This is a genomic window from Sphaerospermopsis kisseleviana CS-549, from assembly GCF_028329225.1.
Taxonomy (GTDB): Bacteria; Cyanobacteriota; Cyanobacteriia; order Cyanobacteriales; family Nostocaceae; genus Sphaerospermopsis; species Sphaerospermopsis kisseleviana.
Window position 1 is genome coordinate 1 of record NZ_JAQMTI010000202.1, and the last position, 3583, is coordinate 3583.

The window sequence follows — 3583 nt, forward strand, 5'->3', positions numbered from 1 at the left end:
CGAAGTAACAGCTATTACACTGGTTTAAAGGGGACTGGTGACTGGGGACTGGTGACTGGGGACTGGTGACTGGTGACTGGGGGAAGATGAATAACCTAATTACCCATTACCCATTACCCATTACCCATTACCTTTCCAAAAATTCTTTCTTGTGGTATAATTCAAAATCTTAGATTTGGGAAACTCCGGTTAAATTCCGGGACTGTGCCGCAGCTGTAAAGCAATGTCAGATTTTAGATTGCTGATTTTAGATAATTGATACTGAGAAAAACCTTGTAGCAAAATAAGGGTAATCAGAAAATCCAAAATCTAAAATCCCAAATTGAACAAGTCAGAATGCCAACTCTAGGAAATTTATCCCTGTTCTGTCTCCGCGTCGCACGGGGAAGGAGTGACCATTTTGTTAAGTCCATTTACAGCTTGTCCAGGTTTATTTTACACCACACCAGCCCAAGATGGCATCTTATCTCGCCTAAGAATACCCGGTGGCATTTTGAATAGTGAACAGCTACACGCGATCGCCAATATAGCGGATAATTATGGAGGCGGCTATGTTGATGTTACCAATCGCGCTAATTTACAAATCAGAGAAATTAAACAAGAAATAAATATTGATATTCTCCAGCAATTACAAAAAATGGGATTAGGTTCTATTAATCCTGCTGTAGACCATATTCGCAATATTATGACGAGTCCCATTACGGGTATAGACTCTCAAGAATTAATAGATACTCATCCTCTGGTGAAAGCTTGGGATGAATACATCACAGAAAATTCCCATTTAGGCGGACTTTCGGCAAAATTTAGCGTTGGCTTCGATGGTGGTGGAAAACTTTCTCTCAAACACTTCCCCAATGATATCACTTTAGCGGCTGTTGATATTGATCAGGGGGGTAGGAAAGAACCGAAGTTCTTTCCTACGGGGAAATGGGGACATAAACTAGTATATCTCATTTTGCATTTTTGTGGTGGTGAAAAAGAAAAATTTTTTATAAATACAGGAATTTTATTAACGCCCGCACAATGTATACCATTTTTAGGTGCTTTAGCGGAGGTTTACTTACAGCATACAGATCCTAGTAGCCGGCGTAAACCACGCTTGCGGGAGGTTATTGATAATTTGGGCTGGGAAAATTATTTACAACAAGCTACAGAGTATTTAACTGCAAATAATTTACAGGTAGCCAAAGAAATAGCATCTCAAAATCTCACACAAATAAGCAAACTCGCAAATTTACATGATGAAGCTAAACATAATAATCAAAATAATCAAGAAATGTACCATATTGGCATACATGAACAGAAACAATCAGGATTATATTATATCGGTGTTGTTTTACCCTTGGGACGGTTGCAAACTTGGCAAATGCGGGGTTTAGCTGATTTAGCCGCCAAATATGGTAATAGTAATCTCAGACTCACACCTTGGCAGAATTTACTAATCACAGATATTGCCCAAGAACACATTGCACAAGTGCAAAGAGAAATTGCCCATCTAGAACTGAGTTATTCAGCTACCAACATTAAAAGCGGGTTAGTTTCCTGTTCAGGAAAGCGGGGTTGTGCTGCTGCTGCAACAGACACCAAAACTCACGCTTTAACATTAGGAGAATATTTAGAAACTCACATCACCTTAGATTCTGCTATTAATATTCATTTTAGTGGGTGTGTTAAATCTTGCGCTCAACATCATCAAAGTGATATTACATTGCTAGGAGTGAAAATTGAGGCAGAAAATGAATCCAGGGAAGGATATCAAGTGTATCTTGGTGACGATACCTTACAACAATTTGGTCGTCCAATTTATGAAAATGTGACTTTTGCCGAATTACCTCAACTCATGGAACGAATGTTAAAAGTGTATCAAATGAAACGGGTTAGTTCTCAAGAATCATTTAGAGAATTTGCCAATCGTTATGATATATCTGAACTCAAACAATTGTTCACTGTTCAATCCATTTAAGTCTCAAATTCCAAATATCGAAACTATGTATAATTATATACGCGATGCCGAGGAAATATACAGAAAATCTTTTGCCATTATTCGCTCAGAAGCTAAATTAGATACCCTACCGGATGATGTAGCGCAAATTGCTGTTCGTTTAATTCATGCCTGTGGAATGCCGGATATAGTTCCAGAGTTAGCATATTCACTCAATGCCGTGGATGCAGGTAGAAAAGCCTTAGCATCTGGCGCACCGATTTTATGCGACTGTCACATGGTTGCACAAGGCATTACCAGAAAAAGATTACCCACCAATAACGCAATTATTTGTTCTTTGAATGATCCAGAAGTACCAACAATAGCCAAACGCCTGGGAAATACTCGATCAGCAGCAGCTTTAGAACTGTGGCGTTTTCATTTAGATGGGGCAGTTGTGGCCATTGGTAATGCACCCACAGCCTTATTTAGATTATTGGAAATGCTAGATGAGGGAGTACCACGTCCGGCATTAATTTTAGGCTTTCCCGTGGGGTTTGTCGGTGCGGCCGAATCAAAAGTCGCTTTAGCAGAAGATAGTCGTGGTGTGCCATTTATGACTTTACATGGACGAAGAGGAGGCAGTGCGATCGCTTCTGCTGCCGTTAACGCCATAGCAACCGAGGAAGAAATATGAACTCAAAAGGTCGTCTGTATGGAGTTGGTGTTGGTCCTGGAGATCCAGAACTATTGACATTAAAAGCATTACGCTTAATACGTTCGGCCTCTGTTATTGCCTATCAGTCAGCAATAGATCGGGAAAGTATCGCCAGAAAAATCGTGTCGCCATACTTACCCGGTAATCAAATTGAAGTTTTATATCATCTTCCCCGCGCCCTAGAACCAGAAAAAGCCCAAGCCATTTATGACAAAGAAGTTGAACCCATAGGTGAACATCTAGCCGCCGGTCGGGATGTCGTTGTATTGTGTGAAGGCGATCCGTTTTTTTACGGTTCTTTCATGTATATCTTCACTCGTTTATCTGACCAGTATCAGACGGAAGTTGTTCCTGGCATTTCTTCCTTAATGGCCTGTCCAGTATCCTTGGGTGTACCCTTCACCTACTACAACGATATTCTTACAGTTCTACCTGCTACCCTGCCCACGGAAATGCTAACTGCCCAGCTTTTAGCCACAGATGCAGCGGCAATCATGAAACTTGGTCGTCACTTTGTCAAAGTGCGTGATATCCTGCATCAATTAGGACTAGCTTCACGGGCAAAATATATTGAACGGGCAACAACCACACAGCAAAGAATTTTACCTTTAGATGAAGTAGATCCCGAACAAGTTCCTTATTTCTCGATGATCGTTATTCCGACTAAGCAAAGACTTTAAGGAGTTCAAGGAGTCAGGAGTCGTAGGGGCGAAGCATTCGGAAAATATCCTTAGACAACAATTGATAATTTATCACCCGAATGCTTCGCCCGTACAGGAGTCAGGATAAAGAATATATGTTACCTGCTATATAAAACCTAGACAAAACTAGACTTTACTTTCTACTTCAACGGGAGCATGGGAGCAGTTATCCCTCAGTAGACTTTCACGCCTTAGCCAGACGCGATTGTGTTCCAATTAAGTTTCTCAAAAAGACTACCACCA

Annotated in this window: 3 protein-coding genes and 1 riboswitch; all 3 genes read left to right on the top strand. The window is 40.7% G+C overall.

From position 1 onward, the window contains the following. Positions 1–135 precede the first annotated feature (135 nt). Positions 136–362, top strand: a riboswitch (cobalamin riboswitch). 38 nt (positions 363–400) lie between these two features. The 3 genes from cobG to PN497_RS16385 are packed head-to-tail and all read left to right on the top strand — an operon-like array spanning position 401 to position 3319. Next, the gene (gene cobG / locus PN497_RS16375; RefSeq protein WP_096572684.1) at positions 401–1963 is read left to right on the top strand and encodes a precorrin-3B synthase; all 1563 of its coding nucleotides are present in this window, start codon (positions 401–403) and stop codon (positions 1961–1963) included. A 25-nt stretch (positions 1964–1988) separates the two neighbouring features. Then, entirely contained in the window at positions 1989–2618 is a 630-nt protein-coding gene (locus PN497_RS16380) for a precorrin-8X methylmutase (protein WP_096568155.1), read from the top strand. After that, positions 2615–3319, top strand: a complete 705-nt coding sequence (locus PN497_RS16385) for a precorrin-2 C(20)-methyltransferase (RefSeq protein ID WP_096568153.1) — start codon at positions 2615–2617, stop codon at positions 3317–3319. The genes PN497_RS16380 and PN497_RS16385 overlap by 4 nt, the downstream gene beginning before the upstream one ends. Positions 3320–3583: the final 264 nt, after the last annotated feature.